At 62.4% G+C, this 12,472-nt stretch carries 10 protein-coding genes and 4 pseudogenes; 6 read left to right on the top strand and 8 right to left on the bottom strand.

Going from position 1 to position 12,472, the window contains the following annotated elements; translation table 11 throughout:
• The coding region (locus AC13QO_RS29235) for an Lrp/AsnC ligand binding domain-containing protein (protein WP_488542671.1) at nt 1-142 on the top strand (142 nt) is incomplete at its 5' end.
• A gap of 441 nt (nt 143-583) precedes the next feature.
• Here AC13QO_RS29235 and AC13QO_RS29230 read toward each other — a convergent pair.
• The 4 genes and pseudogenes from AC13QO_RS29230 to AC13QO_RS29215 all read right to left on the bottom strand — a co-directional run bounded on the left by AC13QO_RS29230 (nt 584) and on the right by AC13QO_RS29215 (nt 3,752).
• A complete protein-coding gene (locus AC13QO_RS29230; RefSeq protein WP_488542669.1) occupies nt 584-958 on the bottom strand; it encodes an oxidoreductase in 375 nt (124 codons plus the stop codon).
• An 881-nt stretch (nt 959-1,839) separates the two neighbouring features.
• A pseudogene (locus AC13QO_RS29225) lies at nt 1,840-2,108 on the bottom strand (hypothetical protein); the annotation flags it as partial.
• Between the two features lie 538 nt (nt 2,109-2,646).
• Nucleotides 2,647-2,955 carry a thioesterase family protein gene (locus tag AC13QO_RS29220; protein WP_488542670.1) on the bottom strand — a complete coding sequence of 103 codons (309 nt, stop codon included), beginning with the start codon at nt 2,953-2,955 and terminating at the stop codon, nt 2,647-2,649.
• Between the two features lie 107 nt (nt 2,956-3,062).
• On the bottom strand, nt 3,063-3,752 hold the full coding sequence (locus AC13QO_RS29215) for a TetR/AcrR family transcriptional regulator (RefSeq protein WP_488542668.1): 690 nt from the start codon (nt 3,750-3,752) through the stop codon (nt 3,063-3,065).
• A 332-nt stretch (nt 3,753-4,084) separates the two neighbouring features.
• On the opposite strand from AC13QO_RS29215, the gene AC13QO_RS29210 reads away from it, so the two are divergent.
• The 5 genes and pseudogenes from AC13QO_RS29210 to AC13QO_RS29190 all read left to right on the top strand — a co-directional run bounded on the left by AC13QO_RS29210 (nt 4,085) and on the right by AC13QO_RS29190 (nt 10,010).
• Complete coding sequence (locus AC13QO_RS29210) at nt 4,085-4,234, top strand: DUF1127 domain-containing protein (protein ID WP_488542667.1); 150 nt, start codon at nt 4,085-4,087, stop codon at nt 4,232-4,234.
• Between the two features lie 13 nt (nt 4,235-4,247).
• Entirely contained in the window at nt 4,248-5,345 is a 1,098-nt protein-coding gene (locus AC13QO_RS29205; protein ID WP_488542666.1) for an efflux RND transporter periplasmic adaptor subunit, read from the top strand.
• Nucleotides 5,342-6,412, top strand: coding sequence for an efflux RND transporter periplasmic adaptor subunit (locus AC13QO_RS29200; RefSeq protein WP_488542665.1), 1,071 nt, complete (start codon nt 5,342-5,344; stop codon nt 6,410-6,412). The genes AC13QO_RS29205 and AC13QO_RS29200 overlap by 4 nt, the downstream gene beginning before the upstream one ends.
• Before the next feature lie 5 nt (nt 6,413-6,417).
• Nucleotides 6,418-9,537, top strand: a pseudogene (locus tag AC13QO_RS29195) (efflux RND transporter permease subunit).
• Between the two features lie 62 nt (nt 9,538-9,599).
• Entirely contained in the window at nt 9,600-10,010 is a 411-nt protein-coding gene (locus AC13QO_RS29190; RefSeq protein ID WP_285196246.1) for a hypothetical protein, read from the top strand.
• A gap of 20 nt (nt 10,011-10,030) precedes the next feature.
• On the opposite strand, the pseudogene AC13QO_RS29185 reads toward AC13QO_RS29190, so the two are convergent.
• The 4 genes and pseudogenes from AC13QO_RS29185 to AC13QO_RS29170 all read right to left on the bottom strand — a co-directional run.
• Nucleotides 10,031-10,443, bottom strand: a pseudogene (locus AC13QO_RS29185) (IS5 family transposase); the annotation flags it as partial.
• 420 nt (nt 10,444-10,863) lie between these two features.
• Entirely contained in the window at nt 10,864-11,106 is a 243-nt protein-coding gene (locus AC13QO_RS29180; protein ID WP_085781878.1) for a DUF982 domain-containing protein, read from the bottom strand.
• 207 nt (nt 11,107-11,313) lie between these two features.
• Nucleotides 11,314-11,613 (bottom strand): DUF982 domain-containing protein, encoded by a 300-nt coding sequence (locus AC13QO_RS29175; RefSeq protein ID WP_085781877.1) that lies wholly within the window; start codon nt 11,611-11,613, stop codon nt 11,314-11,316.
• Nucleotides 11,614-12,238: 625 nt separating this feature from the next.
• A pseudogene (locus AC13QO_RS29170) lies at nt 12,239-12,472 on the bottom strand (hypothetical protein); the annotation flags it as partial.

Genomic DNA, 12,472 nt, shown 5'->3' with positions numbered 1-12,472 from the left:
CAGTGGCAGCTTCGACCTGATCGCCATCATCGCCGCACCATCGATCTCCGAACTCGACCAGATGATCGACGATATCGGCACGATCGAGGGCGTCGAGCGGACGCTCTCGTCGATCATCCTTTCGACGCGGATTTCACGATAGAGCCTGAAGATGAAGCAGACAGATATGGTCGCAGTTGCCTGCACGGCCGTTGTTCGCTGGCGATGTAACCGCCACCGCCACCCGCTAAGCCGCGCGATGGCAGTGTTGCCATACCGGGCTGAGATCTTAGGCAAGCCCTACTCGCCCATGTCCGCTGATCCCCGATTTCGACATCTGGTCACAGTACACGATATCAGGATCTGATGGCAGTCAATGGACTACCGATACGTGTGGTTGAATGCCAAGGACCAATCGGATGCGGACCTGACAGCCGAGTCTAGCGTTGCAGGAAGGAGCCGGCGCTGCCTCCTTTTTCAGATCTCCAACGCTGCGAGAAGGAGTGAGGTGTTGCGGCATCCACTCATCAGTGTTCGAGACGCACACCCGGCTTGCGGCAGACGCTCATCTGCCGCGAGTCGGGCCGCTGCTGCCAAGGGAGCATCAGCAGGCGTTGGCGGCGTCGGGTAGGGGCGAGTTGACCGAGGGCGTCGGTGCCGGGTTGCCGGTGCCGCTGCCGGTCGTGCGCTGGCAATCGTTGGGGTCGCCGCCGGAGGAGCCGGAAGTCCTGGTGCTGCTGGAGGGATTGCCCTTGCCGTTAATCGAGCCGGTCGAGCTATTGTCCGTCGCACTGCCGTTGGTGCTGCTGCCGTTCATGTTGCTGCCGGTGCCGTTGCTGTTGCCACTGTTGGTATTTTTGCCCGACGTGCCGCTGCCGGACGTGCCTGACGTGCCGCCTGATGTGCCGGAGGTCTGTGCCATGGCTGAGGTCGCCAGGGCCAGGGCAAGTGTCGAAGTCGCGAGAATTCTCAAAATCATCGGTTTCGCCTTTGCTGTTGGACGTTCGAGATAGAGGCCCAACCTGAAGGAGTTGCCGATGTTCCGTTTTTTAACGGAAGGGGTCCGCTACCGTACGGAGAGGAAGGGGAGCGGAACGCGCGCGCGTCGTCATGCGACCCTTCTCCGGCGCGTCCCCGGTTGCAAATGCCACCATCTTGCGTTTCCGCAGGGGCATGTGAGGAACGCCGGGAGGAGGAAATGGGGGTTGGCCTCGGTGCCTGAATTGCCCCTCGGGCAGGCAGCCATTGGCGGGCGCGTTGATGGCGCCCGCCTTGATTTGGCGAGCAAGCGTCTGTTACCGCGCCGCCTGACTGGCCATTCTCTTGTCCAGCTCCCCTTTCAAAGCTTCCAGATTGAAGCTTGAGCCTTTCTGAATCGGCGGGAAGTCGAGGAAGGTCTGAGCGGCCTTCGCCACCTCCTGCTGCAGGAAGACGTAGCGCCAGAACTCGTAGGCCCACCAATCCTTTGCAAAGAGCTTTGGCCCGAGGCCCGTGCGCTCGAACGGGTCCAGGCGGAGGTTAAGCAGGATCGGCCAGTCGGCCTTGATCCGAACCAGCCATTCGGCTGATCAGTAAGCCGATACTTAAAGTCGTCGATGCGCAGGGTCTTTCACGCGCGGCCGCAGCGTCATTCCTAGTCTTCTTCCAGGCGGCTCCGTCAATTCCCAAGGTGCGTGAGCCCGCATGGCTGCCGACACGCCGCTATCTGCTGCATGATCGGGTGCGTGAAGTGGAGGGTTCGAGCGGGCATCCCTACTAACGAAAGACGAGCGCTGCCCTAAAAAAAGCCCCGCCGAAGCGGGGCAGTTGACAACACTGGATCGCACAGGAGGAACACCCGCGCTTTCCTGCTGCTCAAACTCAGACGTGATTGGTAAGGTTCCGCGTACGGTCTCGTACTGAGAATCTATCGCACCAGTCGTTGCGCCGCTTGGGGCTCCAACTGCGAGCGAAGCCTTCTGTCAGCAGCGTCTTCCCGATCTCTTCCCCATTCGTTCATTCGTTCGACAGATGTTGACGAGCGGCCGGTGCACTGGTGTACGGTCCACGGCGCCACTGAACATAACCCGCAAGCCTTTTTCGGCCAAAAGCTCCTTCACTCGTCCCTTGGCGATCACCGCCAGCTTCCGTGCTTATTGTTCCCGTCTCGGTAGTACTGTTTGAGAGCAGGTAATACAATAACTCCAGGCGCCGTAACTCGAAGGTGAGGGGTCAACGATGTGCTGGCATTTCGCTGAAGGCATGCTGGGCGTGTCCAAGGGCCTTAAGAGCGATCCATGGAAATGAGGAAGATTCGGATATCCCGGATGGCCGGCCTGTGGACCATCTCAAGGTGAGAAGCGGCAACTCGCCCATTCCCGGATCATTTATGGCGGTCGAGCCTGCATCCACTTTTCGTGCAAACCTGCCGCCTCGATGATCCGCCGAGATGTCCACTTCTGGGAATCTCTAGGATGCAAGTATGTCGGGGATGGAGGCGCTAAGTCACCATCTGGTGTGCGGAAATGAGGTCAGCTTCGGGTCAACCTTTGCCTCCTGCAGGTCTCAGCATTCGAGTGGAGGTTCAACAGCGTCGATGCCAAGCAGCAGCGGAACCTCGAGCTTCTGCTTCACGACCTAAGTGCAGTCATCGTTTCAACCATGGGACCGTTACAACGCGCCTTTCCTCTACGCTGCCTTCCTTGCAACACGTGCCATGAAGCGATCGCTCTCGACCAGAAAACGATCATGGTAACTTTCGGAAATGACTTCTACCTCATCCCGACAAGTGACTCCGAACCGCAGTGCTCGACCCGAAAAAGACAGTGACTTGATGTCCGCCGTAACTGCCATGCCGACCGGGGTCGCGGCGGAATGGCTCAGATCGACATGTACTCCGACCGTCCGTTGTCCAGAGCTCAAATGGGGTCGCAACGCCTCTATACAGGTCCACTCGACAAAGCCGACGAGAAACGCTGTCGCAAAGACGGGAGGCATGTCGGCGAACCCTGTGAACGCGCTGGAGACGACAGCAGGCAAGGTTAGGTGCTCGCCGATAACGATAGTTTGCCGATGAGTCAGACCGGGCAGTAACGGAGTGGAGATCACCTTTTGCGTCCCGAGGGGTTTGCCCTTGGCTGCGGTCCGCAGCCACGCAAAAATATGTCTACTGCCGCCGCAACATGTTTTTTCAGAGCGGCGCGACTGAGCGGCATACCGATGACGGCCTTGTTGCGCGGCGTGGCGACGACAAGATCAAGAAAGGCAGCGGCAGCGCTTGCGGGCTCGCCATAGAACGGCAACCTTCCGCTCTCGTGCCAGTGCGCAAATAGTCGTGCGAGGAAGGCTAAGACGCGACCCGACCCTTCCCCATAGAGCTTGGCCAGGCCGGGAAAACGACCGCTCTCCGCGACGACCAGGCGATAGATACCGAGCGATTCTTCCGCCGTGGCGAGTGTGGCGAGCCGCTCGCCGATCTTGATGAGGAATAGCCGTGGCTCGGTCTCGTCGACTTCGGCATCGAGCTCGCTGATCAGATTCGGCACGGCGCTTTCCATCAGCCTTCGCACGGCGGCCGTCAGAATCTCGTTCTTGTTGCGATAGCGGCTGTAGACGGTCTTGGTCGATGCGCCGGCGGCTCGCACGATGCGGTCCATCGTGGTCTGCGCGTAGCCCTGATCGAGGAACACGGCCATCGCCGCGTCGAGCAGCCGGTCTGGCAACCGCGCGGCCTCCTCGGCGGAGAGCCGGCCCGAGCCGCTGCGCTGCGATCCGCCAGTTGCCTTTTGATCCATTCCAGAACGTCCTTTCCTGTCGGGCGGGGCGAGCGGCCATGCCGGCCTCGGTCGCATTCAGGAAAATATCAGTTGACAATCGGAAAGAAAAGGCTTTCTTTTTATTGGAAAGAAAGTTGTTTCTTTCTTAATAAAATACATCCGCCTCTCGAATTCCCGCTGCAGGCCGGCGCCTCGGCGGACGCCGGCGCCGTGGGCCACGGCGCGACGACGCCACTCGCGGCCGCACCGCGAGGCAACACACAAGAAGGAAGACGTCCCTGACGTACACAGCCGGATCCGGGCCCGCGCCGGACACTCTCAAGACCTCCCTGCGCCTCGTTGCAGCGGCGTTGACGTCGCTTTCGCGCACGATTGATGCCGAGTTTCGCCAGCGCCGCGCAGAGCGCGATCTCAGCCTGCTCGACGATCGCCCGCTTCGCGACATCGGTCTCGTTTGCAGCGAGATTGGCTACGCGGCGCGCAACGAGCTCAAACGCTAAGGGAGAAGTCTCCATGCGCACGCTGCCACACGCCGCCGCTGCATGCCGCATCATCGCATGCCTGACCCTGTCCTCGACCAGCCTCACCGCCTGCTCGGATGAGGCGGCGCCAGCCCATCCGCCGCAAATTGTGCGCGCAATCGCCGTCGAGCTTACCGACCACACGCCGACGGTAACGCTGACCGGCGAAATCAGGCCACAGGTCGAGAGCGTGCAGGCCTTCCGCGTCGGCGGCCGTGTCGTTGGCCGCGCCGTCGACGTCGGCGACCACGTCCAGGCCGGTCAGCTGCTGGCCAGCCTCGACCCCGCCGAGCTGCAGACCAGCGTCACCTCAGCCAAGGCGGCCGTGGATGCCGCGAGGGCACAGCACAGCCAGGCGGCGTCCGCGTTCGCCAGACAGAAGGCGCTGCTCGCCGGCGGTATCACCACGCGCCGCGCCTACGACCAGGCGGACGAGGCGATGCGCACGACCCACGCCGCGCTCGACCACGCCGAGGCGCAACTCGATGCAGCCCGCGACCAGCTGGCGCACGCCGAGCTGCGTGCGCCGATCGCGGGAATCGTGACGGCCCGTAATGTTGAGGTGGGGCAGGTCGTGCAGGCAGCGCAGCCGGTATTCACCATCGCCGGCGACGGGCCCAGGGATGCCGTCTTCAGCGTCAACGAGTCGATCTTCTCGCGCGAGCCGGAGGAGCCCTCTGTCGCCGTTGCGCTGGTCTCCAACCCCGACGTCAGGACGACCGGCACGGTGCGCGAAGTTTCGCCGGCGCTGAGTGCCGCCGGAACGGTCGTCACGAGGGTCGCCCTCACCAGCCCGCCGCCCTCGATGGCGTTCGGCGCCGCGGTGAGCGGCGTTGCGAAATTCCGATCCGGCAAGGTCATTGTATTGCCGTGGCAGGCGCTGACCTTGAGCGGAGGAGAAGCGGCCGTGTGGATTGTCGATCCCGTCGCGCGAACGGTGGAGCTGAGGCCGGTCATTGTCGACCGCTATGACGCCGGACAGGTGTTCATCCGCGACGGGCTCGCGCCCGGCGAGATCGTGGTGACCACGGGCTCGCAGCTGCTGCGGCCGGGACAGCAGGTCGAATTGGCCGATGGAGCAAAGTCATGAAGCCGCGTCTGATCATTTCCGCAAGCCTGATCCTGGCGCTCGCCGCTTGCGAGGAAGGGCAAGTGAAGGCAGAGGCCGAGCCCGAGGTCCAGCCCGTCCTCGCCGTCGTCGCCAGCTCTGCGCATCGCGATCCCTCGACCTTCACCGGCACCATCGAGCCGCGCACCCAGGCGAACCTCGGCTTTCGCCTGCTTGGCCGCGTCGTGGAGCAGAACGCCGCGGTCGGCGCCTTGGTCCGCAGGGGCGATGTGCTCGCCCGGCTCGACCCGGTCGCGCTCGAGCTTGCTGCCCGGGCGGCGGAAGCGGAAGTCACTCTCGCCGAGGCGCGCTTCGCCAATGCTAAAGCCAGCGCCGCGCGCATGCGCGTCCTGTCGAAGCGCGACGTCGCCTCGAAGATGCAGGTCGAGCTTGCGCAAGAGGCGCTCTCGACCGCCCAGGCCGGGCTCGCCGACGCCCGCGCCAGGCTCGCCAAGGCAAGGGAGCAGCTTGGTTACACAGTGCTCGCAGCGGAGTTCGACGGCGTGGTCACCTCGGTGCAGACGGAGGTCGGCCAGGTCGCATCACCGGGCCAGCCGGTCGTCACCGTCGCCGGCTCCGACGCGCGTGAGGCCGTCATCGACGTTCCCGACGAGCTCGCCGGCGCCTTCGCGCCGGGCGACCCCTTCGAGATTGCGCTGCAGGTCGAGAGCACGATCGTCGCCGGAGGCATGCTGCGCGAGATCGCGCCGCAGTCCGACCAGGCAACGCGCACGCGCCGGCTGCGCATCTCGCTGGGCGCCGCCGCCGGCAGTTTCCGGTTGGGCACGATCGTCACCGCCACGCCGGAGCGCAGGACAGCCTCGCATGTCGAGCTGCCGGCCTCTGGCCTGGTCGAGCGCGATGGCAAGCAGATGGTCTGGGTCATCGACCCGGCCTCGAGCAAGGTATCGCTGCGCGAAGTGAAGATCGCCGCGCGCAGCGACGCAATCATCGAAGTGGCGGAAGGCATCGCCGACGGCAACCAGGTTGTCGTCGCCGGCGTACACAGCCTGAAGCCGGGACAACTGGTCAGGATCTCGGAGGACTGAGCGCGATGGGCAGTTTCAACCTTTCGGAATGGGCGCTCCGGCACAAGTCGCTCGTCTGGTACTTCATGATCGCGTCGACGATCGCCGGCGTGATGAGCTACATCAACCTCGGCCGCGAGGAGGACCCGACCTTCACGATCAAGACCATGATCGTGAAGGCCGGTTGGCCCGGCGCGTCGGCCGAAGAGATGATCCGCCAGGTCACCGACCGCATTGAACGCAAGCTCGAGGAGCTGGAGCCGATCGACTACACGCGCTCCATCACCACGCCGGGCGAGACCACGATCTTCGTCAACCTCAAGGACTCGACCAAGGCGCGTGATGTTCCGGCAATCTGGAACCAGGTCCGCAACATGGTTGGCGACATACGCGCCTAGTTGCCGCAGGGGACGGTTGGGCCGTCCTTCAACGACCGTTTCGGCGACGTGTACGGCAACATCTATGCCTTCACCTCGGACGGCGTCGGCATGCGCCGGCTGCGCGACTACGTCGAGGACGTGCGCGCGAAGCTGCTCACCATCCCCAACATCGGCAAGGTCGAGTTGGTCGGCGTTCAGGACGAGGTGATCTACCTCGAATTCTCGACGCGCCGGATCGCCGCCCTCGGCCTCGACCAGCAGACCATCCTGCGCACGCTTCAGGGCCAGAACGCGATCACGCCGTCGGGCATTATCCAATCCGGCCCCGAGCGTATTAGCGTGCGTGTCGGCGGACAATTCACCGACGAGGAGAGCCTGCGTTCGATCAACCTCAGGGTCAACGACCGCTTCTTCCGGCTGGCCGACATCGCCACCGTCACCCGCGGTTACGCCGACCCGCCGCAGCCCATGTTCCGCTTCAACGGCGAGCCGGCGATCGGTCTTGCCATCGGCATGCGCACGAATGGAAATCTGCTGGAGTTCGGCAAGGCGCTGGAAGAGCGCATGGAGAAGATCGCTAAAGAGCTGCCGGCCGGCATCGGCGTGCATCTCGTCGCCGACCAGCCGGTCGTGGTCGAGGAAGCGGTCGGCGGCTTCACGCAGGCGCTGTTCGAGGCGGTGGCGATCGTGCTGGCGGTGAGTTTCGTCAGCCTCGGCATGCGCGCCGGCTTCGTCGTCGCGCTGTCGATCCCGCTGGTGCTGGCGATGACCTTCATGGCGATGGCCTATTTCGGGATATCGCTGCAGCGCATCTCGCTCGGCGCCCTAATCATCGCGCTCGGCCTTTTGGTCGACGACGCCATGATCGCGGTCGAGACGATGGTGTCGCGGCTGGAGCACGGCGATTCTCTAAAGAAGGCCGCGACCTTCGCCTACACCTCGACGGCATTTCCCATGCTGACGGGCACGCTGGTGACCGTCGCCGGCTTCATCCCGATCGGTCTCAACGGCAGCGCGCCAGGCGAATACACCTTCACCCTGTTCGTGGTGATCGCGCTGTCGCTGCTGATCTCCTGGATCGTCGCCGTGCTGTTCACGCCGCTGATCGGCGTGGCCTTGCTGCCGGCGACGATGAAGGCGCATCACGGCAAGCCGAGCCGCGTCAATGCCGGCTTCAAGGCAATGCTCCTGTTCGCCATGCGCCGGCGCTGGCTGACGATAGTTGCCACGATCATGGCGTTCGGGCTTGCCCTCTTCGGCATGCGTTTCGTCCAGCACCAATTCTTCCCGGCCTCCGACCGGCCCGAGCTGATCGTCGACTGGACGCTGCAGCAGAACAGCTCGATTGCCGAGACGAAGGCACAGATGGAGCGCTTCGAGAAGTCGCTTGCCAGCGATCCCGACATCGACCATTGGTCGAGCTACATCGGCCAGGGTGCGCCGCGCTTTGTCCTTTCCTTCGATGTGCAGCCGGCGAACCCGTATTTCGGCCAGATGGTGATTGTCACCAAGGGGTCGGATGAGCGCGAGCGGGTGAGAGCGCGGCTCAAGGAGGTCCTGCGCCGCGACTTCGTCGGCACCGACGCCTTCATCAAGCGCCTGGAGCTCGGACCGCCAGTTGGCCGTCCCGTGCAGTACCGGATCGGCGGCCCCGACATCCAAACCGTGCGCGAGCTGTCGCAGAAGCTCGCGGCGGCGATCGCCGAGAACCCGAACCTCGGTGACGTCACCTATGACTGGATGGAGCCGTCGCGGGTGCTGAAGATCGACGTGTTGCAGGACAAGGCGCGTCAGCTCGGCATCAGTTCGGAGGACATTGCCTCGGCGGTGAACCGGGCGGTGAGCGGCACCACCGCGACGCAGGTTCGTGACGACATCTATCTCGTCAACGTGGTCGGCCGCGCACGCGCCGAGGAGCGGCAGTCGATCGACACGCTCGAAAACCTGCAGCTGCCGACCCGCGGCGGCGAGTCGGTGCCGTTGGCCGCGCTCGCGACCTTCCGCTACGAGCTCGAGCAGCCGGTCATCTGGCGGCGCAGCCGCGTGCCGACGCTTACTATCAGCGCCGGCATCGTGAGCACGGCGCAGCCGGCGACCGTGGTGGCGGAACTGGCGCCTGTCGTTGAGAAGTTCGTTGACGAGCTGCCGGCGGGGTACGCCGTCGCTACCGCTGGCTCGGTCGAGCAGAGCGCCAAGGGGCAGGGTCCGATCGCCGCTGTCGTGCCGCTCATGCTGTTCGTCATGGCGACAATTCTGATGGTCCAGGTGCAGAGCTTTCAGCGCTTGTTCCTGGTCGTCGCGGCGGCACCGCTCGGACTGATCGGCGTGGTAGCCGCGCTCGTCCCCAGCGGTGCGCCGCTCGGCTTCGTCGCGATCCTCGGCGTGCTCGCGCTGATCGGCATTCTGATCCGCAACTCGGTGATCTTGATCGTTCAGATCGAGGAGCTGCGCAGCCAGGGCCATGCGCCTTGGGACGCCGTCGTCGAGGCTACCATCACGCGCATGCGGCCGATCATGCTTACTGCCGCAGCGGCCAGCCTCGGCCTTATCCCGATCGCCCGCGAGGTGTTTTGGGGGCCGATGGCCTACGCGATGATGGGCGGCATCATCGCCGGCACGTTGATCACGCTGCTGTTCCTTCCGGCGCTCTACGTCGCCTGGTTCAGGATCAAGGCGCCGTCGACAACCGTGACAGCGCAGGCCGACGAGCAGGCACTCGCGCCTGCCCTGTTGCAGACCCGAAGCCTACCGATCGCGGCCGAATGAAGAAGGCCGGCTGTTCTCTCAGAGGCGCCCTGTTTAGAACCTGTCAATCAATGGAGCTCACGATGTCCAACCCAACATGCGCACTGATACTCCGCGCCAATGCGATCTTTTTGCTGTTCGCCTCCAGTGCCGCTTTCTTAGCGGATATCGCCGGCAGCTTCTTCGCAGCCGGCCCCGTGGCCTCTATGTTCAGCAAAGCGCCATACCTCGCCATCGGCTCGGCCGAGGCGCACGGCCTCGCCTTCATTCTTGGTGTGTTGCTGTGGCGCGCCGTGCCAGGGCGCCAGTCGCATCTGACAGCGGCCGGCATTCACATCCTCCTCGGTTCCTGCAACCTGCTATTCTGGGACGTTTTCGTGGTCGGCGATGTGCTGGCCGTCGGCTACGTTACGACCGTTCTGCATTGGCTGTTCGTGGCTCTGCAGCTTACAGCCGCCGCTAGCGCTGCTCCAAGACATGTCCAGCAATCATGAGCGCTTGGCGGCATGCGAAGCCGAGAGGGCGTCCTTAACCGGGCATGGATTTTCGTCGTAAAGCCGCCGCCTGATCTACAAAAAGCCTCCTGACAAGTCCCCCTTTTGCGCCCGCAGCCTTAGAGTGGCCGCGAACCGTGGTGCTGTCGATCATGTGCTGCCAGTCATCCGTCAGGCCGAGTTCGACCAGGGTCTCGAGGAGAGCATCCCAAACACCCTGCTCAGCCCAACGGCGGAAGCGCACATAGACAGAATTCCACTTTCCGTAGCGTTCATGCATGTCGCGCCAGGGACAGCCGACCCGAAGAACATGCAGCATGCCATTCAGATATTGCTGATTATCGTGCGAGGGCCGAGACTTCCTCCCGCGTTCTGTGGGCAACAGCCCCTCGACTATCCGCCATTCCATATCCGTCAGGTCGCCGCGAGCCAAAACCGTCTCCTAAAAGACAGTCTTGAATCATGCCTCAGATGATTGGGGGATCCACTTTGTCAACAGGACCTAATTGAAACTGCTACAATTGCCAATTCCGGGCGAGGCCTCCAACCAACTTTTGACCCGCCGGCGCTCGCCGAGCGCTGCATCAAGGCAGGCGCGCCAAAGACAATCTGCTCATGCTGCGGAGCTGTCGAAGGTTGCGGCCCGATTTGCGAAGTCTTCGGCTGCGAGCCCGGTGTCGTGTTCGAAACCCTTCGGCGGCGCCGGTACCGTCGGCTTCGCCGCTTAGCAGCTTGGCCTTCGCAGTATTCTGATCGAACTCAATCCCGAATACGCGGACATCGCCCAGCGGCGAATAGATCCTTCGCGATCAGATGAGGTGGCCGCATGATGCCAATGAAGACACAACGTCGATCAAGGTCTGAGGATGCCGGCTTCCCGGGCCGCGCGAATGAAGGCGACCTTAGCGGTCGCGCTGTCGACCTTCCCGTCGATCGCACCGAGACAGGCTCGCCGAGCAGCGGAAAAGGACTTACCGCCTTTCGTGGGCCAAGAGGTCATCAGGTACGCCATGGCATCACGACTGCTGCCGACGCTCCGGAAATGATCGGAATCGATCATCAACTCGATTGGCTTGTCCCACAGATCACTGCTCATCTTGTCTCCTCCGGCGTGCTGACCGCAGAAGAAATACGCAGCAGACCCACTCGTTCCGGAGATTCCAGCTATGGGACCAAGGTCGGGGGTACATCTGCGACTAAAGGCCTAGGTACAAGCAGCCTGCGTCGCGCCAACCGCAGCGTCGCCTCAGGTACGGCTCATGAGAGAGGCCGCGATCGCAGCCTCTCCACTCGTGCGAATCAATCAGGCGGAAACGCGCCCGCCTCCGGCAGGGGTCTTGATCATCCACGGCTGGATTGCCGGCTGCTTCATCAAGATGCCCTTCTTATTCCCGAACGCGCGAATGGCGTCGCGAGCTACCTCGAGTGGCTTATGTCCATCGTGGGCCATGTAGCAGGTCTTAAGGGTCGCTTCGTGGGTAATGTCCCGCTCGCGCTCGGGCCAATCTTCAAGGAAGTCAATCGCATCTGCCAGGGAGATTATCTCCCGAACCAGGCTGTCCCGCTCCTTAAGATATACGGGACGATTGAAATTTGCATTCATAGCTACCTCACTGAAAACGTTGGTGATCAACAAGGATGGCGCCCGGAATCCAGCGCCAGCCGACAATCTATTTTCTCGATTATTTTGTTTCAAGAGCCGCGCTGTCGCTAGTCTGATTGGAGTTAGCTTGGGGTCGACAGCAGACTTCGGCCGATGTTTCGCGATTGCTTTTCGACTTGTGCAGGCGATCAGGGTCTTGGGAGAGGCAAAAGCGCAAAGTTGGCGTGGCGCTACGAAAATGCTACGCCTGCCTAAGGCCATTTGAGTTATACGAGTAAAATATGTCGATCCGTCCGGTCGCGTCATTGGAACAATTGTAGGGCTTGCCATGAACGCTGAGCGGGCGAAGGTTCTGCAGCACTCAGTGCCCTAGATTGCAACCAAGTGAATGTGCTGGCCGCGAAAAAGGCAAGCCGTAGAAAGCCTTTTCACACCGGAGCGATCGGCGTTCCCAAGGGCTTATCGCAGGATATCCAATTAACAAAGCTGGCGCGAGGCGCCGACATCAAACGTTTCGATGATGGATTTCGCCTCATCGATGAAGTCATTGACGGCCTTGTTGATCTCCTTATCGCCCAAGCCGGAGCCGGCGCCGTAGTACGTGGCGACAATCGGTATCTTATATTCATAGGCGCCCTGGTGCCTGCTTTTCTACCCGTGCGAGATAGAACTGGTTCGCTCCGACTGCGACGACCTGGCCGGCCAGAAGCGCCTGCATGGTTGCCGATACAAAAAGCGGATTAATGCCGAAGCGCTGGAGTTTCCAAGGTCGATCGAAGGGGTTCCATGTTCCACACAGTGACATGCGTATGCCGCACGAGGCAAATCGCGTGGCTCGCTGGTTCAATCCTTTCAAGAG

The sequence above is a fragment of the Rhizobium sp. CNPSo 3670 genome (assembly GCF_057784555.1).
Note: the sequence above shows the minus strand (reverse complement) of the source record. Positions and strands in the feature narration are given on the sequence as shown.

Bases quoted from the DNA above. Each gene is read 5' to 3' on its own strand.
- AC13QO_RS29230 (WP_488542669.1), bottom strand. From the start codon at position 958: ATGATTTTGAGAATTCTCGCGACTTCGACACTTGCCCTGGCCCTGGCG.
- AC13QO_RS29220 (WP_488542670.1), bottom strand. From the start codon at position 2,955: ATGCCTCCCGTCTTTGCGACAGCGTTTCTCGTCGGCTTTGTCGAGTGG.
- AC13QO_RS29215 (WP_488542668.1), bottom strand. From the start codon at position 3,752: ATGGATCAAAAGGCAACTGGCGGATCGCAGCGCAGCGGCTCGGGCCGG.
- AC13QO_RS29205 (WP_488542666.1), top strand. From the start codon at position 4,248: ATGCGCACGCTGCCACACGCCGCCGCTGCATGCCGCATCATCGCATGC.
- AC13QO_RS29200 (WP_488542665.1), top strand. From the start codon at position 5,342: ATGAAGCCGCGTCTGATCATTTCCGCAAGCCTGATCCTGGCGCTCGCC.
- AC13QO_RS29190 (WP_285196246.1), top strand. From the start codon at position 9,600: ATGTCCAACCCAACATGCGCACTGATACTCCGCGCCAATGCGATCTTT.
- AC13QO_RS29180 (WP_085781878.1), bottom strand. From the start codon at position 11,106: ATGAGCAGTGATCTGTGGGACAAGCCAATCGAGTTGATGATCGATTCC.
- AC13QO_RS29175 (WP_085781877.1), bottom strand. From the start codon at position 11,613: ATGAATGCAAATTTCAATCGTCCCGTATATCTTAAGGAGCGGGACAGC.